Consider the following 20133-nt stretch of genomic DNA (forward strand, 5'->3'; position numbering starts at 1 on the left):
AAAGGGGTAGAGGGCGGACGCGCGGGAAATGCCCGCGGGATACACCATCATTTTCGCGCGCGCAGGCCCCTGCGGCACGGGGAGGCGCGCTCAAGCGCGACGATAATGCTGGCCGTCTGGCACATTCCCTCAACCCTCCCCGTGCGTCTCGGCGCGCGGGTTCTTCAAGTGGGCGCCTAGATAGCGGGCCGCCGCCGGAACTGCAACTGGGCGCAGCCCGCGCGACGCGAAATCCCATCCGATCGGGCGAGCCGCTTCAGGCAGCGCGCACGGTCTGCGCCACCGCAGCGGGCGCCGGCCCGCCGGTCGCCCAATCCAGAAGCTCCACCGTGTGGACCACAGGCACGCCGCTGGCGCTGCCGATCTGGGTCATGCAGCCGATGTTGCCGGCGGCGATGATGTCGGGCGCCAGCGCCTCCAGATGCCCGACCTTGCGGTCGCGCAGCCGGGTTGCGATCTCGCTCTGGAGCATGTTGTAGGTGCCCGCCGAGCCACAGCACAAATGGCTCTCGAACGGCTCCGCCACCTCGAACCCGGCATTCCGCAACAGCGTCACCGGCGACGTCTTGACCTTCTGGCCGTGCTGCAGCGAACAGGCGGAATGATAGGCGACCTTGCGCCCCATCGACCGCTCCACCTTGGGGACACCGTGCTTCGCCAGGAATTCGGTGATGTCCATGGCGATTGCGGACACGCGCTCCGCCTTTTCGGCATAGGCACCGTCCAGGCGGAACACGTAGCCATAATCCTTGATCGAGGTGCCGCAGCCGGACACCGTGACCAGGATGGCGTCCAGCCCCTCGGCATCCATCTCCGCCGTCCAGGCATCGATATTCGCCTTGGCGAGGGCGTTCGCCTGGGCTTCCCGGCCCATGTGATGGGGCAGCGAGCCGCAGCAGCCCTCGCCCTTTACCCGCACCACCTCGACGCCGAGCCGGTTGAGGAGCCGCATGGCGGCCTCGTCGATCTCCGGCCGCAAGGCGGGCTGCGCGCAGCCCGCCAGAAGAGCCACGCGCGCCCGGCGCGGCCCGGTTGCCGGATGCACCCCCGGCCCCTCGCTCGCGCTCCGCCCATGCGGCAGCCGCGCGAGCCGCAGCATGGCCGCAAGCGGGCGCAGCGGCTTGATGGCCTGGAACAGTGGGATCAAGGGCTTGGCCATGACCCCGCCGAGCATGGCGAGGCGGAACCGGTCGCGGTAAGGCAGGACCGCCGCCAGCATTGCCCGGTTCATCCGGTCGAAGAACGGCCGCCGGTAGGTCTCCTCGATATGGTCGCGGGCGTGATCCACCAGATGCATGTAGTTCACCCCCGACGGGCAGGTGGTCATGCACGACAGGCAGGAGAGGCAGCGGTCCACATGCTTGACCACCTCCGGCGTCGCCGGGCGGTCGTTCTCCAGCATGTCCTTGATGAGGTAGATGCGCCCGCGCGGGCTGTCGAGTTCATCGCCCAGCAGCACATAGGTCGGACAGGTGGCGGTACAGAACCCACAGTGGACGCACGCCCGCAGAATCTTATCCGCCGCCTCGATGCGCGGGTCGGCAAGCTGGGCGAGGGAGAATTCAGTTTTCATTGGTCTTTTCTCCCGGAACCGACTCGGCGGCGGCGAAGGTGTCACCCGCCTCCCCAGCCCTTTCCCGCAAGTGGGGAGGGAGCGTGCGGCGCTCTCTCATCTCACATCCCCGCATACATCCGCCCCGGGTTGAGCAGGCACTTGGGATCGAAGCTGGCCTTGACGCGCTGGGTCAGGGCTTCGAGGGCGAAGTCGAGCGGTTGGAACACTGCGCCGGCGCGCTCGGCGGCGGTGGCCCGGACCAGAGTGGCGTGGCCGCCATGGGGGCGAAGCGCGGCCCGGACGTCCTGCGCATGGGCCGCCTCGCCGGGCATCAGCAGCCAGACGAGCCCGCCGGCCCAGTCGCAGTATGCCTCGGCGTCCAGTGCCTGGCTCAGGCTGTCGGCCAGTGGTGGCCCCGCCATGGGCGCGGTGGAGATCCGCCACACGGCCCGTTCACCCGTTCCGGCAAAAGGTTGAACGTCTCGCACCATGGCCCAGAACGCGCGGGAGGCCGGATCTTCCAGCACCTCGACGGCACCAAACGGGGTCATCACGGTAATCAGCATGGCCCGCCGCGCCCGCACCGAAGGCTCGACGCCCTCCAGACGGAAGGCGACGACCGAAGCATCGGCGGGAACTTCATCGCGACGCCGCGACACCGAGGCGGGCAGCATCGCCGCGCCCGATACTTCGCAGGACGAGCCCATGGCCGCACTCATCGCCCGCGCGGCGGCAACCGGGCCAAGGCCGAAGACCAGTAGGGTTTCCTCGCTTGCCGGGCGCGGCAGCACCTTGAGCGTCACCTCGCTCAGCACCGCCAATGTACCGTGAGAGCCCGCAAGCATGCGGGGCAGGTCATAGCCGGTGACATTCTTCACCACCCGGCCGCCGGACTTGAACACCTCGCCCCGCCCCGACACGGCCCGGATGCCCAGCGCATGGTCACGGGTGGCGCCATGGCTGAGGCGGCGGGGACCGGAGAGGTTGCAGGCGAAAGCACCGCCGATGCTCCCGGCGCCCGGCATGGTGCCGTACAGCGGGCCGAAATCCATCGGCTCGAATGCGAGCATCTGGCTGTTTTCGCCCAGAAGCGCCTCGATTTCCGCAATGGGCGTTCCCACTCGAGCGGAAAGCACCAGTTCTTCCGGCTCGTAAAGGGTGACGCCGGTGAGCGCGGAGACGTCGAGGGTGCGGTCGGTCTGGCTGGCGCGGCCGAAGCCACGCTTGGAGCCACGGCCCATCACATCCAGCGTTGCCCCCTCAGCAAGGGCTGACGTGACCGCCTCGGCGATCTCGATTTCATGGCGCGGGCGAACAATATCGGTCACGCGGCAACTCCCATGGCCCGGCGCACGCGCGCGCGTCTGGAGCCCGGTTGGAATCCGAAGCCGTCATGCCCGGGCATGACCGCGATTAAGGGCGTATTCGCTGGGTCGCGCACAAATGCGATCTGCTCGGGGTTCATGACGCTCAGAACCGGGGAAGTTCGGGGAACGGCAATTGCCCGCCGCTGACGTGCATGCGCCCAAGCTCCGCGCACCGACGAAGCGTCGGGAAGACCTTGCCGGGATTGAGCAAGCCCTGGTCGTCGAACGCGCATTTCAGCCGCAACTGCTGGTCGAGGTCGACCTCGTTGAACATCACCGGCATGAGGTCGCGCTTCTCGACGCCCACGCCGTGTTCGCCGGTGAGCACACCGCCCACCTCGACGCAGAGGCGCAGGATTTCCGAGCCGAAGGCTTCCGCCTTGTCCATCTCGCCCGGCTGGTTGGCGTCATAGAGAATGAGCGGGTGCAGGTTGCCATCGCCGGCATGGAACACATTGGCGACGCGCAGGCCGTATTTTGCCGACATCTCGCGCATGCGTGACAGCACGAGGGGAAGCTGCTTGCGGGGAATCGTCCCGTCCATGCAGAGATAATCAGGGGAAAGGCGCCCCACCGCAGGGAATGCCGCTTTTCGCCCGGCCCAGAAGCCGAGCCGCTCCTCCTCGCTGGTGGAAACCCGCAAGGTCGAGGCGTGGCAGGCTTGCGCGATCCGCGTCACCTCCTGGAGGAGGTGCACGCATTCCGCTTCCGGTCCGTCCAACTCGACGATCAGCAGCGCCTCCACGTCGAGCGGATAGCCGACGCGCACGAACGCCTCTGCGGCGGCGATGGCGTCGCGGTCCATCATCTCGATGCCGGCGGGGATGATGCCGGCGCCAATGATCTTGGCGACGCAATCCCCCGCATCCTCGGAGGTGGGAAAGCCCACCAGCACCGCCTGGGCGACATCGGGCTTCTTGAGCAGGCGCACCGTCACCTCGGTGACGACACCCAGCAGGCCCTCGGAGCCGACGATGACCGCGAGCAGGTCGAGCCCGCCAGCATCTTGATGCTTGCCGCCGAGCCGCACCACATCGCCATTGATGAGCACCATCTCCACACCAAGCACGTTGTTCGTGGTGAGACCGTATTTCAGGCAATGCACGCCGCCGGAATTCTCTCCCACATTGCCGCCGATGGTGCAGGCGATCTGCGAGGAGGGGTCGGGCGCATAATAGAAGCCCTCGTGCTCCACCGCGCGGGTGATGCCGAGATTGGTCACGCCCGGCTGCACCACGGCGCAGCGGTTTGCAAAATCGATCTCCAGCACTTTGTTGAACTTGCCCATGGCGAGCAGCACGCCATCCTCAAGCGGCAGGGCACCGCCCGAGAGCGAGGTTCCCGCCCCGCGCGGCACCACGCGGATGCCGTTGTCATGGCAATATTTCAGGACCCGCCGCACCTGATCGAGCGTCTCCGGCAGCACCACCACGAGAGGCATTTGCTTGTAGGCGGTCACACCATCCGATTCGTATGGCTTCATCTCCCGCTCATGGGAGATCACGCCCTCACCGGGGACGATGGCGTTAAGATCGGCGATGATCTGCGCGCGCTTGGCAAGCACGTCTTGATCGGGTGCCGGAAGCCTGAGGCTCATTGCGGCGTCCTTGAACTGTTTTGGGTCGTTTCCGTTGTGACGGACTATAATCATTCCACCCTTGAAAAGGGTCGCGGATTATTTCCCATTCGGCTAAAAATCATCCCGATTATGGAAACAATCCGCCGCGATCCTCCCCGCTCCTCGGCCCGCCGCACCACGGGGGAGACGCGCCCCATGCTCGGAAACCTTGGGGATCTCGAAATCTTCTCCCGCATCGTCACCGCCGGCAGCCTCTCTGCGGCGGGACGGGAACTCGGCCTGTCGCCGCCCGTGGTCTCGAAGCGGGTGCAGCGGCTGGAGGAGCGCCTCGGCGCCCGGCTGTTCCAGCGGACCACCCGGAAAGTCACCCTTACCGAAGCCGGCCAGGGCTTTTATGAGCGGGTGGTCTCGATCCTTTCCTCCATCGAAGAGGCGGAAAGCCAGCTTTCGCGCCGCTCCTCGGAGGCGCGCGGCCTGCTGCGAGTGGCGGCACCGACTTCGTTCGGTCGGCTGCATATCGCCCCGCATGTTGGCCCGCTTCTGGCGGCCAATCCCGACCTGACCGTCGACCTCGAACTCTCCGACGCCTTCGTCGATATCGTCGGCGAAGGGTTCGATATTGCCGTGCGCATCGCCGACCTTTCCGATTCGAGCCTGGTGGCGCGGCGGCTGGCGCCGGTGCACCGGGTGCTGTGCGCGACGCCGGATTATCTCGCCGCCCTTGGCGAGCCCCAGACCTTCGCAGACCTCGCAGGCCATCGCCTGCTCGCGACCCACAGCCAGGACCCCTGGCGGCTTGAAGGACCGGATGGCCCGGTGACGCAACGGGTGCACAGCGCGCTCCGCACCAATTCCAACGAGGTTGTGCGCGCCGCCGTACTCGCGGGTGTCGGCATCGCGCTGCGTTCCACCTGGGATGTGGGGCCGGAGCTGCGCACCGGCGCGCTCAAGGTGGTGTTGCCGGCATTCCATGCCTCAAGCCGGGTCGGCGTGTTCGCGGTCTATCCCTCGCGACGGTTCCTGCCGCAGAAGGTGCGCGTCTTCATCGACCATCTCGCCGCGCTCTACGGCTCGGTTCCGCCGTGGGACGAGGGGCTTTCCAGCATCCTCTCCCCCGCTCTGGCGGCGTAGCTCGTCCGAACGCTATGCGCAAATCGGGTTGGTCGGGGCGCACGCCTGTGTTGCATAAGCAGGGCTGACCTTATTCGCCCCAGGCCATGGACGATATTTCCATCTCCCGCCCCCGTTTCACCCGTGCTGGCTTCCTGGAAGGCGCGCGCGTCATGGTGCCCATGATGCCGGGCATGTGCCTGTTCGGCCTCGCCTTCGGGGCGGCGGCGGCGCAGAAGGGCTTCTCCATGCCCGAGGTCGCGCTTTCCAGCGGCCTTGTGTTCGCCGGCCTCGCGCAGATGATCGCCCTTGAAGGCTGGACCACGAACTGGACCACCGGCGGCCTGTTCGCGCTCGCCATCCTCACCTTCACGGTGAACATGCGCCATCTGCTCATGGCGGCGTCGATGCGCCCGTGGCTTGGGGAACTGCCGCCCTGGAAGTCCTATCCCACGCTGTTTTTCCTCGCCGACAACAATTGGGCGGCGACCATGCGATATTACACGCAAGGTGGGCGTGACGTCGGCTTCTTCGTCGGCTCTGGCGCCTTCACCTGGACCATGTGGGTGCTCTCCTCCGCCGCCGGTCAAGTGGTGGGTGGCGGCCTGCCGGACCCAAAGGCGGTGGGCATCGACCTCGTGGTGCCCTCCTTCTTCATCGCCATGCTGGTGCCCAATTGGCACGGCCGGCGCGAACTGGTGGGTTGGGGAGTGGCGGCCATCGTCTCGGTGAGCGCCTCGTTCCTGCTTCCCGGCTGGTGGTTCATCTTCATGGGGGCGCTCGCGGGCGCGGTCGCGGGCGGCTTCACCGATGACTAGCGTCGATCCAGGAACACTGCTGGGCATCGCGGTGATGGCGCTTGCCACCATCTTCAACCGCACCGCCGGCTTCATGGTGATGCGCTTCATCCCGCTGACGCCGCGTGTCCGCAAAATCCTGGAATGCCTGCCGGGCGCGGTGCTCATCGCCATCATTGCGCCCACCGCAGCCCATGGCGACCTTGCGGTCGCGGCGGGCCTCACGGCGGCACTGATCGCGGCAAAGCTCCTGAAGAGCGATTTCTTCGCGGTCTTGGCTGGCGTGGCGATGGCAGCCGGCATGCGCTATTTCGGCTACTGATTTTCACAACAACCGCCGCAGCCCCAGAAACACCAGGCAGGACAGCGACAAAACGAGGCCTGCCCAGCCGAACGCGCGCGGCGGCGGCGCAAGGTCGAGCGCCACATCCTCTGACAAGGCCGGGTTGACCTTCACATCCACCCGCTGCGCCGTCGACAGGCACGCCTGTAAACGGACGGCGTCGGGCCACAGGAATACCGGCCAATCCAGCAGGCGGATGCGCCCCGCCTCATAGGCCCGGCCGTCAGCCGCATAGCGATAGCGCAGGCCTCCTCCAAGGGCGCCCCACCTGCGGAAGCGGGGCGCCCGCGTTACCTCGCCCTGCACCGTCCGCCAGCCGGCGATCCTCAACGCCTTCGCCCGTGCGCCGAAGGCGATCACGGCAAACACCAGCCCCGCCACCACGCCCACGGACGCGAGATAAGCGACGATGCGGACGACGATCTCCATCTTCAAACCTCGTGCGAATACGCAGAGACGTTCGCGCCGACAAAGGGCGGACGTCAAGGAACGCGGCGCCGCATGATATAGTTTGCAAGGAAACCATTTGCATATAGTTTCCTAATCAATCAATGAGGTCGTGATGCTCGAACCCGCCGACACCAGCCCTCTGGAAGCCCATCTCGGCTATTGGCTGCGCTTTGTTTCCAACCAAGTGTCCCACGCCTTCGCCCTGCGGCTACTGGCGCGCGACACCACGGTCGCGGAATGGGTGGTCATGCGCGACCTCTTCGACCACGATGCCTCCGCCCCCAGCGACATCGCCGCACGCCTCGGCCTGACGCGGGGCGCCATCACCAAGCTGGCCGACCGGCTGCTGGCGAAGCACCTCGTGACCCGGACCGCAACGGAAGGCGACCGGCGGTTCCAGTCGCTTGCCCTGACGCCGAAGGGGCGCACCCTAGTGCCCGACCTCTCAGCCGAGGCGGATGCCAATGACGCAGCCTTCTTCGGCCACCTCGATCCCGCGACCCGCTCCACCCTGGAGGCCGCGCTGAAGGACATCGTCCGGCGCAACGGCCTGCGGGGCGTGCCGGTCGACTGACCCCTTATTCATGCGGAGAGAAGACATGGACGCCCATGTGAAAGATGTCGTGGAGGCCTGCACTCGGGATTCGGACGCCGAGCGCGTCACATTTGGCGAAGTGGTCGGGCGGCTCATGGATGCCGGCGTCGAGCGGTACCATGCAGACCTGCTGAGGGGGGATAAGGTGTATTTCCTCCCCGCTGGCGCCTCCCATGCGGTGGCTGGCGACATTATCGCCGGCACGCCCGCCGAGGCGTTCTCCGCCGATGGCGTGGAGCGCGCGGTGCGGGCGATCCAGGGCGGGCACATCAAGTATAAGGAATTCTGCGAGCGCATCGCAGCTGCCGGCTGCGTCGCCTACATCGTCTCCATCGCCGGCCGGCGGGCGGTCTATTACGGACGCACCGGGGATTTCCATGTGGAGTGGTTTCCCGGCGCGAAGCCGAACTGAGGGCACCTCTAGCGCGAAGCGGCCGCGTGCGGCGCCTGGTTCGGCCGGCCGATGATGCTGAGCAGGATCGCTCCGAGCGTGAAGGCGGCCACCGCCAGGAACACGCCGCGCGGCGCCCCGTAGTCCATCAGCAGGCCGAACACGAACGGCGCCACCATGTTCCCAAGGCTGAAGCCCATGGTGACGATGGCGAAAACCCGCCCGAACGCGCCGGGCGGGGTCGCCGCCTTCACGATCAGGTCGCGGGACGGCAGAACCAAGCCATTGGTAAAACCGCTGACGGCGAACACCAGAAGCAAGGCGGATGGGTCGAACCGCAGCAGCGCCACACCGACCAGAACCAGCCCCGAAACCCCCAGCCCCACCGCCATCACCAGATCATGGCGCGGGAAGCGTTCGGCGATCCAGCCGCCCACCAGCACGCCGGCGGCCACCAAGAACAGATAGCTGGAGATCGCCGCCGCCCCGGCCAGCACCGGCACACCCCATGCACCAGCCAGCGCAACGACAGTGTAGCCTTGCACGCCCACATTCGCCGCCGCAAGACAGGCGAAGACGAACAGGTTGCGCACCACCGCACCGGACCAGATGCGGGACGGCTCACCGGCACGCACCGGTGCCTTCGGCCCATCCCTGCGGTCGCGCAGCAGCGGCCAGCCCGCCGCGAGAATCAGGGCAGCCACGACGCCAAGGCTTGATGCCCACATCAGCGCGCCGCGCCAGCCGAACCAGCTCCCGAGAACGATCAGGGTCGCGGGCGCACAGGCCGCACCAAGAAAGCCGGCAAAGGTGTGTACGGAGAATGCATAGCCCAGCCGCTGGGGCGCGATGCGATAGGCGAGAATGCCGTAGGCCGCCGGGTGGTAGGCCGTATTGGCCAGCCCGCCGACGCCGAAGGCGACCACCAGCCAGATGAAGCTCGGCGACACTGCCGCCCCCAGCACGGAGATGCTGCCGAGCAGAAGGCCCAGGACCAGCACGCCCCGCGCGCTCCAGGCATCAGCCAGCATGCCCACCGGAACCTGCAACAGCACCATAACCAGATTGAACGCGCCCAGCGCGAGGCCGAGCGCGGTGAAGCTGATGCCGTAATCTTCCTGGACCGCCAGAAACAGCGGAGGCAGCAGCAACATATAAAAATGGCTAACAAAATGGGCCGTGCTCACCAGCGCGACCACGCCGGCATCACGGCGCGAACCGCGGTCAATCAACGTTTTTCGTCCCTGTACGCTTCTTATCGTTCCGCCGCGCACGTAACCGCGCCTGGCGCGGATGACTTCCTCGGTCAGCTTGGACGGCAACGCAAGCGGGATATTTCCTGCACGTTAGGGAACATCTCGGGGTCGCCGGCGGCGGGCGACTGGCCTGTCGGGAAAAAGTAACTTTCCCGCATGTGGCTCACGGTCTCAGGTACCGGGGGATAAGGTGGCCTCCGAAAATAACACGCTTCGTCGCAAACAAGCTTCTTCGGAGGACGGTCGTCATGGGCGTTCAGGTTCCCAAATTTCTGCCCGCGGAGCCCATGGGCTTCAGACAGGCCATGAGCCATTTCGTGACGGGCGTTGCCGTGGTCACGAGCCATGGCGCGGACGGGCCGTTTGGAATGACGGTGAATTCGCTGACCTCCGTCTCGCTCGACCCGTGCCTCTTGCTCATCTGCCTGAAGCGCGCAAGCGCCACAGGCGGCATCATCCGCAGCCGGGGTTCCTTCGTGGTCAATATCCTCGGCCACGAACAGACCGATATCGCGCTGCGCTTCTCCCGCCCGGGCCAGGACCGCTTCAAGGGCATCGACGTGCATTATGAGGAGGGCGACCTCCCGGTTCTCGGCGGCTGCCTCGCCCATCTCATCTGCGACCTGCGCACCATCCATGATGGCGGCGACCACGATATCGTGGTGGGAGAGGTGCGCGCCTTCATCCAGGACGACGGCGAACCGCTGATGTTCGGCAAGGGCAGCTTCGGCCGCTATCTCCCGACCCCGAAGCCCACGGCGGCCGCGTGACGAACGGGACGTCAGCCGGGACGGTGCAAGCCCCCGAGACCTTCTTCCGCCAGTCCTTGCGTGAGGGCGTGTTCCGCCTTCCCTTCTGCTCCGTCACCGACAAGGCGGTGTTCTATCCGCGCGTGCTCTCGCCCTATTCCGGCACGCCATTGACGGAATGGCGCGAGGTGAGCGGAGACGGCACGGTCTATTCAACCACGACCGTGCGCCGGAAGCCCGAACAAGGCGGCGACTACAATATCAGCCTGATCGATCTCGACGAGGGCGCGCGGATGATGTCGCGGGTGGAGGATATCCCCCCCGGCGAGGTGCGCATCGGCCTGCGGGTATCGGCGCGCATCTCGGATGCCGGCGGCGAGCCCCTGATCATCTTCACACCCAGGGCCTGACCATGGCGCATCCTCTGAGAGCGAAGGCGTCGGTCGTCGGCGTCGGCACCACAGCGACATGGGACAATCCCGGCTTTTCCGCCATGGACCAGATGGGGCTGGCGGTCGCGGCGGCAGCGGCGGACGCCGGGCTATCGGTGCGCGACATAGATGGGCTGTTCTTCGCCAGCCTCGGGCATCTCATGCCGGCACTGACGGCGACGGAATATCTCGGCCTGCGCCCCAAGGTGATCGGCGGCACCAATATCGGCGGCGCCTCCTTCATGGAGCATCTGCTCTCGGCCGTTCAGGCGTTGGATGCCGGCCTCTGCGACACCGTCTGCATCTGCTACGGCTCGAACCAAAGGTCCGCTGGCGGCAAGCTTCTGAACATTTCCGAGCCGGCAATCTGGGAGGCGCCCTACCACCCCCGCACGCCGGTCTCGCAATATGCGCTTGCCGCCCAGCGGCACATGCACCAGTTCGGCACCACGCGGGAGCATCTGGCGGAAGTGGCGGTGGCGGCCCGCGCCTGGGCGCGGCTCAATCCGGCGGCCTTCTCCCGCGGCCCGCTAAGCATTGCCGACGTGCTCAGCGCGCGCATGCTCTCCGATCCCCTGACGCAACTCGACTGCTGCCTCGTCACTGATGGCGGCGGGGCACTGATCCTGCAACGGCGCGAGCAGGCGACCGACCGACCGCAACCGCCGGTTCATGTGCTGGGTGTCGGCGTCGCCGCGAGCCACCGCTTCATCAGTTCCATGCCGGACCTGACCGTGACGTCGGCGGTCGAATCGGGCCAGCGCGCCTACGCGATGGCCGGCATCGGCTCGGCCGAGGTGGATGTGATCCAGCTCTATGACGCCTTCACCATCAACACGATCCTGTTCCTGGAAGACCTCGGCTTCTGCCCGAAGGGCGAAGGCGGACGCTTCGTCGAGGGCGGCGCCATCGCGCCCGGTGGCGCGCTGAAGGTCAACACCAATGGCGGCGGCCTCTCCTGCTGCCATCCCGGCATGTATGGCGTGTTCGCCATGATCGAGGCCGTGGTCCAGCTCCGCGGCACCGCCGGAGACCGGCAGGCGAAGGGCGCCAACATCGCCCTCGCCCACGGCAACGGCGGCGTCCTTTCGGGCCAGGCGACGGCGATTTTCGGAAGCGTAGGGACCGCCTAGGCGTCCCGCATCAAAGCCTTGCGGCCTGGAACCTGAAACCAGAGCCGCTGCAATAGGGAGAACGCGTATGAAGGACGGCTTCGTTCAGACCAAGACCCACGGGCGCATCCATTATCTGGAAGCGGGCGCGGGCAAGACGATAATCCTGCTGCACTCGAACGGTAATTCCGGCTACGAGTATGACGAGACCATCGAGTTCCTCGCCAAGAACAACCGGGTCATCGCCTGGGATCAGCCGGGCCACGGGGATTCCGAGCCGATCAAGCGCCACTACACCGTCGGTGACTATGCCGACGCGGTGGTTGAATTCATGGACGCGCTGGGCATCGCCACCGCCAGCGTCTTCGGCTCCTCCATCGGCGGCACCATCGCGCTCGACCTCGGTGTGCGCCATGCCGCGCGCATCGAGAAGCTGTTCATCTGCGAGTCGCCGGTGCGCACAAAGGAAGAGTGGGACGAGCGCTGGCTTGCCACCGAGCGGGGGTACACCGTTCCCGTGCAGACCGAGGCACAGGTCAAGCCGCGCCTGCGACAGTTGAAAGACGGTGTTCTGGAGCGTTGGAACATGGATCGGCTCAAGGCCGGCACCTGGGCCATGATGGACGTGATGTGGTCGCTGCGCGAATATGACGTGCACGGCATGATGTCCAAGGTCACCACGTCCACCATGATCGTCTACGGCGACAAGACCCCCCACCCGCGCGGCCTCGCCACCTTCATGGGCAAGGTTGCCGGCGCCTCGGGCACCGAGATGAAGGACTGCGGGCATTTCCCCATGCTGGACGACGCCGAGGCCCTCGCCGACATGATGAACGGCTTTATCCATGGCGCATGACGAGACGGGCGGCACCCTGCCGCCCCGCATGCCCCTGATCGCGGACGAGGACCTCTCGCCCGCACAGCGCGAGGCTATGGCCGAACTGGTCTCGGGACCGCGCGGACGGGTACGCGGCCCCTTTGTGCCGATGCTGCGCAGCCCCGAATTCATGCGCCGTGCGCAGAAGCTCGGGGAATATCTGCGCTTTGATTCCGCCCTGCCGCCGCGCGTCAGCGAGATGATCATTCTCGTGACGGCACGGCAGTGGTCGCAGGATTTCGAATTCCACGTCCATGCGCCGATCGCGCTGGAACGCGGGCTCGATCCGAGCGCGGTGGAGGACATTTCCTTTGGGCGTGTCCCCGCCAAGCTCGCGGACGACGAACGCGTCGCCTACGATTTCTGCACCACGGTGCAGGAGACCCATCAGGCGGATGACGCGGTCTATCAGCAGATGACGCAGGCGTTCGGCGAGAAGGGCGTGATCGATGCCCTGGGGATCATCGGCTACTACACCATGCTCGCCATGATCCTGAACGTCAGCCGCACCCCCCTGCCCGACGGCGCCGCGACCCTCCCTGCTCTGTCCTGAACATCCGGCGACAATCGCCACAGACATAACCGCCCCGGCCGACCCGCCGGGGCGGTTTTTTGTGCCCCGTCGCATCGGGCTACGCACAAAAAATACGCCGCCCGGAGAGGCGGCGCATTCCCGGCGAAGTCGTGGGGCTTGTCGGCTAATGGTCCAGCAGTGAACTCCCGCTCCAGCTCAGGGCGATGAAGCCGGCGAGCAGGAACACCACCTGCACCATGGCGAGCGCCGCCACATAGAGGAAGTTCTGCTCGCTCAATATCACCATCACCACGCTGATGGTCTCGGTGCCCTGCCCGTACAGCAGGATGGTGGAGCCGAGTTCGCGCACCAGGATGATGAACAGCATCAGCCAGCTCGCCGTCATGGCCGGCCGCATCAGCGGCAGCACCACATAGCGCATGGTCTGGAACCAGTTCGCGCCCGAGGCGCGGGCACTGTGCTCCAGCTCCGGGCCGAGCGACAGGAACATGGCGCTCATGGACCGCAGCGCGAGCGGGAAATAATGCGCGACATAGGCGATAAGCAGGATCCACAGCGTGGCGTAGAGCGGCGTGCCGATCAGCATGATCAGGAAGCCGAGGCCAAAGATGATGCCGGGCATGCCGATGGGCAACGCCAGAACCGCCGTCATGAAGCGGCTGAACGGCGTGGTGTGGGTCTTCAAGTAGTAGGCCTGCAGCAGGCCGAGGCCGACGCCCAGCGAGGCGCCTGCGAACGACAGGAACAGGCTGTTGACGATGGCGCCGCGCGTCAGCTCGTAATGGAAAAGCACATGCTCGAAGTTCGAGAGGCTGGCGCGCGAGGGATCGAACGTACCGGTCCACAGCTTGGACAGCGCCGCGAGCATCACGACGACGAGAGGCAGGATGGCGCCCAAGAACACATAGGCTCCCTGAATGAACAGGGCGGCCGCCTTGGCTTTGGGGCCGAGCACCACCAGGCGCGGTCGATACCCCTTGCCCGTCACCGTATCGAAGCGGCGCTTCGCGGTGTAGCGGCTCTGGAGCACCGAGAACATCATGGTCACGAGGATCATGAACACGCCCAGCGCAGCCGCCCGCCCGAGATCCGAGGGATAATTCACCGCCTCGAAAATCTGGTTTGGAATGGTGGGAATCGCCTTGGGCGTGGTGAGGACCAGCGGTACGTCGAACAGCCCGGCGCTGGTGACGAACACAATCATACTGCCGGACAGCAGCGCCGGCATCAGCAGCGGCAGGGTTATCTTGCGCGCCGTCAGCCAGAAGCGGGCACCATGCACCCGCGCCGCATCCTCCAGCGCGCCGTCCATGCCGCGCATCGGGCCGATGACGAAGAGATAGATGTAGGGCGTATAGAACAGCGTCAGCACCCAGATCACGCCGGCAATGCTGTTGATGTTGATGAAGGAGAGGTCGAGGCCCAGGTGTCGCCGGGCCAGATTCTGCATGATGCCGCTATGGGAGGCGGCAAGATACTGCCACGCCATCGCGCCAACATAAGGAGACGCGAAGAACGGCAGCAGGTTGAGCAGCGCCCAGGTGCGCCGTCCCGGCATGTCGGTGCGTGCCACCAGGAAGGCCAGCACGCAGCCGAGGATACCCGCGAACAGCGTCACACAGATGCCGGTCGCCAGCGTGTTGAGGAGCGCTTGCGCGACGCGTGCGCTGGTGAGGAGATCGAGGAAGTTGGCGAGCCCGAACCACTCTTTCTGCCCCGCGGAGACCGTGGCGCTGCGCATGAAGGTGCTGACGATCGGCCCCGCGACCAGGACCACGCCAAGCCCGACGGCCCCCGCTGGGATTGCCCACTCCAGAAGGCGCCGCATCCTGACCCCGCGCGGGGTCGTGCGCAGCGCCTCCTTCAAGAGGCCGTCGTCACCATTTGCGACCACAGACATACACGTCTCCTCACCCGCGCAGGGTCCTGTTTCTTAACTTTGAAGGCGGGCGCCGATCACTGATTGAACAGCGTCATCCATTCCTTGCGGGCGGCCTGCATGTCTTCGGTGGTCATGTCGTTCCAGTTGATCTTGATGGCATTCAGGGTGTCGATCGCCGGGGCGAATTCCGGCAGCGGGCTCTTGAAGCCGTCGCGGCCCGAGATCATCGCTTCGCGGCTGACGATGATGTTCTGCCCCTCGTCGGAGAGGATGAAGTCGAACATCAGCTTCGCAGCGGCGGGGTGTGGTGCGCCGTTCATGATGAAGATGTTCTGCGGCAGGACGACAATGCCCTCCTTCGGCAGCAGGAACTTCAGCGAGGCGCCCTTCTGGTTGAACTGGTAGACGCGGGTCGGCATGCCCATGAAGGCCATGGTGTCCTCACCCGTCACCACGCGCGAGGCGATGGTTTCGGACTTGGGAATGAACGCCGGCTTCTTGGCCGCGAGCTGCTCCATATAGGGCTTACCCAGCACCTGACGCAGGCCGATATAAGTCATGATGGTCGCGTCGGAAGCCGCGCCGTTGCCGACGCTGAAGCGGCCGGTCTGAAGCGCAGCCAGCACGTCGTTCCAGGAGGTGCCGCTGAACTTGTTGGTCTCGCCATTCCAGACGGGAACGAACGTGTAGGCGCCATTGAAGAGGAAGTAGTCCTTCTTGCCGAAGCCGTCGTCCAGCGCGGTCTTGAAGTGCGCGTAGGCGGGGGACTCATACTTCATGATGTTCCCGGCCTTCACCTGCTCGCTCACCCAGATGGGCGAGGCGACGGCCGCGATATCCACCGTCGCGCGGCCGGATTTGAACTCCTGCTCAAGGCGGGTGATCATGTTGCTCGGCGCGATTTCACTGAAATCCACGGCAAAGGAGGACGGGAGGCCGTAATGCGCGACGAAGGCCTTGGTCAGCGCGTTCTTGGTCTCCGGCTGCATGACCGTGTCCCAATAGGCGAGACGGCCTTCCTTGGCGGCCTGGGCGATGAGCGGCGTGAGACGCGCCTTCTCTTCCGCCGAGGCAGTCTTGAACACAGGCGCGTCCTGCGCGGCGGCAACGCCAGACATGAGCGGCGTGAGCATGAGCGCGAGAACGCTCAAGCCGGTGGCGATACGGTTCATAATTTCACTCCCCATTTTTATGTTTGATTACAACTGACTGAATGCGCGCCGGCGCGGCCTAGCTGCTCAGGCCTATGCGGCCGTCATCCGGCAGGACCGCGCAGTCGGCGGCAAGGAACGACACCGTCACGTTGGCGCTGCGCGACGCGGTGGGTGCGTGAATCGCCCGGAGATCCATGTCGCCCATCCGCAGCAGCGTTTCCTGCTGCATACCCAGGAAGGCCCGCGCCTTCACAAGGCCCGGCACGCTCTGCATGCCCTCGATGCCCGCCGGCTCGTCGATGCGCACATGCTCCCGGCGCACGCAGAGCACCACGTCGTCGCCAATGCCGAGCGCCCGCTCGCCCTCGTGGACGCCCCATATGCGGATGTCGCCCGGCAGGTTCACCTGGATGTTGCTGACGCCGGGACGCACCGGGATCACGGCGACCGCCTTGCCGGACAGCACATTGAAGCCGAAGAAGCGCGCGACGAACGGGGTGGCGGGGCGGCGGAAGATGTCTTCCGGACCACCCGACACCTGCACCACGCCCCGATCCATGATCATGATTTCGTCCGCGAGCGAGAACGCCTCGGACTGGTCATGCGTGACATAGATGCTGGTGAACTTGACCTTTTCCTGGAGCAGCTTCAGCTCCAGGCGCATGTCCTCGCGGCGCTGCGCGTCGAGGTTCGACATCGGCTCGTCGAACAGCACCAGCTCCGGCTCGTGAACGATGGCGCGGGCCAGCGCGACGCGCTGCTGCTGGCCGCCGCTCAGGGCGGTGGCCGAGCGATGGCGCCAGTCGGCCAAGCCGACGATGTCTAGTATTTCGCCGACGCGCTGGTCGATCTTATGGCGCGGCAGGCCCCGCACCATGAGGGGAAAGCCGACATTCTCGGCCACGGTCATGTGCGGCCACACCGCATAGGACTGGAACACGATGCCAAGCCCGCGCAACTCAGGCTGAAGGTTGATCTTCGCCGCCGCGTCGAACACCACCGTGTCGCCGATCTGGATGCGGCCGGTCTCCGGCGTTTCAAGGCCCGCGATGCAGCGCAGAATGGTGCTCTTGCCGCAGCCGCTGGGGCCGAGCAGGGCAAGCGAGCGCGAATGCCCGACAGAGAACGACACATCGGCGATGGCGATGAACTCGCCATACTTCTTGCCGAGACCGCTGACCTTGAGATCGACCGTGCGAGACTGCACCGGAACATCGGCCTGGCCGGGTGCAGATGACACGCTGCGAAGATTATGTGTGGGGGATGCCATAACGTCAGGCCCGACGGCATTCAGCAAGGGCGAGCCCCGCGCAGGACACGACGTACACAACCTCAGGCTCGTCCACCATTATTTCCTCGCCCAAATCCGGTCGTTATCTTTTGAACTTCAGCTTCAGCAGCTCATTCGACCGAACGAAATCTATCCAAATTTGCCAACGCCGAACACCCTCGCGACGGCCTGGAGGGGTCCATTCCGGATAATTCACTTTTTCCGCAAACTGCAAATCCGGCCCGAATTCCTCACGCGCCTGCGGAGCGCGACGTGCCATAGGGAAAGGAAATTGAAGTAATCTCTTTAAGAAAATCGAGCACTGCCGCCGTCTTTCTGGAGATGTGACGCTTGGCGGGATAAAGAACCGAGATGGGAACGCCCTCTCGATCGTAGTCTGAAAGCACAGGTATCAGCGTGCCTTGCTGAAGCTCTTTTCGGAATAACCACCAGGTGGATTGCGCGATACCCAGCCCTGCCACCGCAGCTTCCCGCACCGCATCACCGTTGTGCAATGCAATACTTCCGGCAATGCGCACCGAAATCGGCTGATCCTGATGCCGGAACGTCCACTCCGACCCGTAGGGTCCGATGATACATTGATGTGTGACAAGGTCTTGCGGCACGGAGGGTGTACCATAACGCGCGATATAGGTGGGTGAAGCCACGGCAATGACCGGCCCGACATGAAGAATACGGCGGACAAGCCGTGAATCATCGAGTTCCCGCGAAAGAACGGCGAGATCAAACCCCTCCTTTATCATGTCGACCGGTTCGTCGCTGAAGTGTATATCCAGCGAAATGCTTGGATAGCGTTCGACGAAACGCGGCAGTTCCGGCGTGAAGGTCACACGTCCGAAGGAATAGGGCATCACAAGCCGCACCCTGCCGCTGGGAGCCGTGCCGAGTTGGCGGATGCTGCTCTCGGCTTCATCCAGCGCGGTCAATATCTCGACGCAGTGCTTGTGGAAGGCCCGGCCATAGTCCGTCAGGGCAATCTGGCGCGTGGTCCGGTTGAACAGCATGACGCCGAGATCATCTTCAAGACGTCCTATATTCTTGGTCACCGCCGAAGCGGACATGCCCAGCTTCTTCGCGGCGATCGAGAAGCCGCCATGGTCAACGACCGTATTGAAGATGACGAAAGCCTGGAATTTATCCAAGGTGTTTACTCCGGGCTGCCGCGCCCCGCATCGGACCGCGCGGGGAGATCAAATCCCCTTGCCACCCGGCCCGCAAGCCTCCGATGCACTGCCCGCAATGCGGGGTTCATGTTGCGGCGCATATATTTCGGTGTGAATGCCGGCACCAAAAGCTATCGGCCGCATCCCGATTTCCGGGAGCGGCCGATAGCGCACCGAGCAAATCCGCCGGCCGTGCCGGCGGACACCGAAACCTGAGTGTGTCAGCCGGCGAGTGCCAGCTCCTGCGTCGCCGCATTCACGCGCGGCATCACTTCGTTGGCCATCAGTTCCATGGACCGCTTGGCAAGCGCCGGGTCCACCCAATCCATGCCGGCATAGACGATCTCGCCGAAATCGCCGATTTCCTCGCGCATGGCCAGGACCTGATCCACGACGCTGTTCACGGTGCCGCGGATTACCAAACGATCCAGCACATAGTCGAGCGTGATGGTCTCGTCCGCCTGTTCCCGCTCTTCCTTGAAGACGCCCTGGCGACCGGCGCGCACCAGCTTCTTCAGCATCTGGTCGTAATAGGCGCGGTACGGGCTGTTGGAGTCGGTCCAGCCATAGCTCTCGGCAACCTTGTCGTCGTCGCAGACGAACACGGTGCGGGCCACGCGCCACTCGGAGGGCGAAGCCTCCATGCCGGCGTCCTTCTTGCCCTGGACGTAGCCGGCCCAATGGGTCTTAACCCACTTGCTCAGCAGGAAGTTCGCCGAGAGCGGATGGAAATCGCGCTGGCCCATGGCGATCACGCCCTTGGAGAACGGCGCCACCACCGTGCCGACGATTTCCGGGCGCGGCTTCTGGTAGGGCTTGGCGAGATAGCCAACGCCAAGATCCAGCTTGCCGGTCTTGCCCGTGGACACCTTGTAGCGATTGCCGGGAAGGTCGATGTCATAGGGGGGATCGCGGCGCCAGATTTCGAGGATGACGTCGATCGCGTCCTCGAACATCTTCTGGCGGTCGAAATCCAGCGTCTGGAGCGCCTCGGCGTCGGTGGGCAGCGCGCCTGCGCTGATGCCAAAAATGAAGCGGCCAAGCGCCAAATGATCCAGCATCGCGGCATGCGAGGCAATGAGCGTCGGATGCATCTGCGAGAGATTGGACGTGCCGGTCGCAAGCTTGATGTTCTTGGTATCGGAGATCAGGCTCGCGAGAAAGATCATGCTGCTGGTGACGTTCTCCAGCTTGTCGGTGAGATGTTCGCCGACGAACGCGTCGTAGAAACCAAGCTTATCGGCAAGGATGATGGCTTGACGATCTTCCTGCAGCGTCACCGCCCAATCGCGTTCGATCGGGTGCATCGGCATTGTGAAATAACCCAGGCGCATGGAAGCCTCGTTGTATTTGTTATGCGCGGCGGGGACCTACGCGAAAACCAAATCACGCGCGTCCCTCTAGCTATGAGGCCTGCAGGCTATGTCAGCGCAAAACGCGCCGAAACACACAATTGGAAAAATGACTACTTCCCAAAACGATGCCTTCGCGTCGTA

General features: G+C 64.9%; 20 protein-coding genes. 10 read left to right on the forward strand and 10 right to left on the reverse strand.

The window, feature by feature from the left end:
- Positions 1-256: 256 nt before the first annotated feature.
- The 3 genes from glcF to ADADO0_RS04140 form a co-directional block, all read right to left on the reverse strand.
- The gene (gene glcF / locus ADADO0_RS04130; RefSeq protein WP_511303821.1) at positions 257-1573 is read right to left on the reverse strand and encodes a glycolate oxidase subunit GlcF; all 1317 of its coding nucleotides are present in this window, start codon (positions 1571-1573) and stop codon (positions 257-259) included.
- Positions 1574-1674: 101 nt separating this feature from the next.
- Entirely contained in the window at positions 1675-2883 is a 1209-nt protein-coding gene (gene glcE, locus ADADO0_RS04135; RefSeq protein WP_511303822.1) for a glycolate oxidase subunit GlcE, read from the reverse strand.
- A 142-nt stretch (positions 2884-3025) separates the two neighbouring features.
- Positions 3026-4519 (reverse strand): FAD-linked oxidase C-terminal domain-containing protein, encoded by a 1494-nt coding sequence (locus tag ADADO0_RS04140; protein ID WP_511303823.1) that lies wholly within the window; start codon positions 4517-4519, stop codon positions 3026-3028.
- Between the two features lie 177 nt (positions 4520-4696).
- Between ADADO0_RS04140 and ADADO0_RS04145 the strand changes: the two genes are divergently transcribed.
- The 3 genes from ADADO0_RS04145 to ADADO0_RS04155 all read left to right on the forward strand — a co-directional run bounded on the left by ADADO0_RS04145 (position 4697) and on the right by ADADO0_RS04155 (position 6730).
- The gene (locus ADADO0_RS04145) at positions 4697-5632 is read left to right on the forward strand and encodes a LysR family transcriptional regulator (RefSeq protein WP_511303824.1); all 936 of its coding nucleotides are present in this window, start codon (positions 4697-4699) and stop codon (positions 5630-5632) included.
- Positions 5633-5718: 86 nt separating this feature from the next.
- Positions 5719-6429: an AzlC family ABC transporter permease gene (locus ADADO0_RS04150; RefSeq protein ID WP_511303825.1), complete on the forward strand. Its 711-nt coding sequence runs from the start codon at positions 5719-5721 to the stop codon at positions 6427-6429.
- Positions 6422-6730 carry a branched-chain amino acid transport AzlD family protein gene (locus tag ADADO0_RS04155; RefSeq protein WP_511303826.1) on the forward strand — a complete coding sequence of 103 codons (309 nt, stop codon included), beginning with the start codon at positions 6422-6424 and terminating at the stop codon, positions 6728-6730. Before ADADO0_RS04150 ends, ADADO0_RS04155 begins: the two co-directional genes overlap by 8 nt.
- A gap of 3 nt (positions 6731-6733) precedes the next feature.
- On the opposite strand, the gene ADADO0_RS04160 is transcribed toward ADADO0_RS04155, so the two are convergent.
- The gene (locus ADADO0_RS04160; RefSeq protein ID WP_511303827.1) at positions 6734-7180 is read right to left on the reverse strand and encodes a hypothetical protein; all 447 of its coding nucleotides are present in this window, start codon (positions 7178-7180) and stop codon (positions 6734-6736) included.
- A 133-nt stretch (positions 7181-7313) separates the two neighbouring features.
- Between ADADO0_RS04160 and ADADO0_RS04165 the strand changes: the two genes are divergently transcribed.
- The gene (locus ADADO0_RS04165; protein WP_511303828.1) at positions 7314-7775 is read left to right on the forward strand and encodes a MarR family winged helix-turn-helix transcriptional regulator; all 462 of its coding nucleotides are present in this window, start codon (positions 7314-7316) and stop codon (positions 7773-7775) included.
- Positions 7776-7800: 25 nt separating this feature from the next.
- Positions 7801-8208, forward strand: coding sequence for a DUF1398 domain-containing protein (locus ADADO0_RS04170; protein WP_511303829.1), 408 nt, complete (start codon positions 7801-7803; stop codon positions 8206-8208).
- Positions 8209-8216: 8 nt separating this feature from the next.
- Here ADADO0_RS04170 and ADADO0_RS04175 read toward each other — a convergent pair whose 3' ends face one another.
- Positions 8217-9419, reverse strand: coding sequence for an MFS transporter (locus tag ADADO0_RS04175; RefSeq protein WP_511303830.1), 1203 nt, complete (start codon positions 9417-9419; stop codon positions 8217-8219).
- A gap of 272 nt (positions 9420-9691) precedes the next feature.
- On the opposite strand from ADADO0_RS04175, the gene ADADO0_RS04180 reads away from it, so the two are divergent.
- From ADADO0_RS04180 to ADADO0_RS04200, 5 genes are all read left to right on the forward strand, one after another.
- Positions 9692-10213 carry a flavin reductase family protein gene (locus tag ADADO0_RS04180; protein WP_511303831.1) on the forward strand — a complete coding sequence of 174 codons (522 nt, stop codon included), beginning with the start codon at positions 9692-9694 and terminating at the stop codon, positions 10211-10213.
- A complete protein-coding gene (locus tag ADADO0_RS04185) occupies positions 10210-10602 on the forward strand; it encodes a Zn-ribbon domain-containing OB-fold protein (protein WP_511303832.1) in 393 nt (130 codons plus the stop codon). Before ADADO0_RS04180 ends, ADADO0_RS04185 begins: the two co-directional genes overlap by 4 nt.
- 2 nt (positions 10603-10604) lie before the next feature.
- On the forward strand, positions 10605-11756 hold the full coding sequence (locus ADADO0_RS04190) for an acetyl-CoA acetyltransferase (RefSeq protein ID WP_511303833.1): 1152 nt from the start codon (positions 10605-10607) through the stop codon (positions 11754-11756).
- Positions 11757-11823: 67 nt separating this feature from the next.
- Complete coding sequence (locus ADADO0_RS04195) at positions 11824-12591, forward strand: alpha/beta fold hydrolase (RefSeq protein ID WP_511303834.1); 768 nt, start codon at positions 11824-11826, stop codon at positions 12589-12591.
- Positions 12581-13165 carry a carboxymuconolactone decarboxylase family protein gene (locus ADADO0_RS04200; protein ID WP_511303835.1) on the forward strand — a complete coding sequence of 195 codons (585 nt, stop codon included), beginning with the start codon at positions 12581-12583 and terminating at the stop codon, positions 13163-13165. The genes ADADO0_RS04195 and ADADO0_RS04200 overlap by 11 nt, the downstream gene beginning before the upstream one ends.
- Positions 13166-13310: 145 nt before the next feature.
- Here the strand turns inward: ADADO0_RS04200 and ADADO0_RS04205 are convergent, their stop codons facing one another.
- From ADADO0_RS04205 to ADADO0_RS04225, 5 genes are all read right to left on the reverse strand, one after another.
- The gene (locus tag ADADO0_RS04205) at positions 13311-15047 is read right to left on the reverse strand and encodes an ABC transporter permease (RefSeq protein ID WP_511303836.1); all 1737 of its coding nucleotides are present in this window, start codon (positions 15045-15047) and stop codon (positions 13311-13313) included.
- Positions 15048-15103: 56 nt separating this feature from the next.
- Positions 15104-16201, reverse strand: coding sequence for an ABC transporter substrate-binding protein (locus tag ADADO0_RS04210; protein ID WP_511303837.1), 1098 nt, complete (start codon positions 16199-16201; stop codon positions 15104-15106).
- A gap of 58 nt (positions 16202-16259) precedes the next feature.
- Complete coding sequence (locus tag ADADO0_RS04215) at positions 16260-17423, reverse strand: ABC transporter ATP-binding protein (protein WP_511303838.1); 1164 nt, start codon at positions 17421-17423, stop codon at positions 16260-16262.
- A gap of 281 nt (positions 17424-17704) precedes the next feature.
- Positions 17705-18616 (reverse strand): LysR family transcriptional regulator, encoded by a 912-nt coding sequence (locus tag ADADO0_RS04220; RefSeq protein WP_511303839.1) that lies wholly within the window; start codon positions 18614-18616, stop codon positions 17705-17707.
- A 242-nt stretch (positions 18617-18858) separates the two neighbouring features.
- Positions 18859-19971, reverse strand: a complete 1113-nt coding sequence (locus ADADO0_RS04225; RefSeq protein ID WP_511303840.1) for an LLM class flavin-dependent oxidoreductase — start codon at positions 19969-19971, stop codon at positions 18859-18861.
- Positions 19972-20133 lie beyond the last annotated feature (162 nt).

It is taken from the genome of Aquabacter sp., from assembly GCF_965279295.1.
Classification (GTDB): domain Bacteria; phylum Pseudomonadota; class Alphaproteobacteria; order Rhizobiales; family Xanthobacteraceae; genus Aquabacter.